Origin of the sequence: Niastella populi, from assembly GCF_002078015.1 — a bacterium.
Lineage (GTDB): Bacteria > Bacteroidota > Bacteroidia > Chitinophagales > Chitinophagaceae > Niastella > Niastella populi.
In genome coordinates, this window is the sequence record NZ_LWBP01000150.1 from 1 (window position 1) to 483 (window position 483).

Annotated in this window: 1 pseudogene; it reads right to left on the reverse strand. The window is 46.4% G+C overall.

The window, feature by feature from the left end:
* A pseudogene (locus A4R26_RS13675) lies at positions 1–483 on the reverse strand (SusC/RagA family protein); the annotation flags it as partial.

The window sequence follows — 483 nt, forward strand, 5'->3', positions numbered from 1 at the left end:
GTACCGTACCGGTAAAATTATATTTCGAATCATATGTGTACGTACCAGACGCATATAATGCCACAAAGCGGTCATATTCCCTGCTCATTTCATAGTATGGGAAATTCGCTTCTATCGATTGCTTCAGGATGCGGTAATCGGTAAAGGGAACGCCCCCATTCTCATACTGGTAACCATAACCTGTATTGGAGTAGTGCTGCCTGTCGGCATACTTTATCTGCTGGCCAACCAATGCATTCACAACATGTTTCCCCGCAATGGTTTTGGTATAATTCAAACTGTTCCTGATATCGAAGTTCATAAGGGCGTCTTCAGACCGGTTGTAGAAACCGCCATAAGGCAGCACTACTTCGGGCAACGCTTCCGGGTCATCGGGATCTCTGTACAAAAATTTATTGGCGTTGCGAATGGTTGATGTTTGTGCTGCGCGATAAGCGTTCGCCATGTTCGAGTTCTCGGTGATCTGGTGCTCGCGGGTTGATT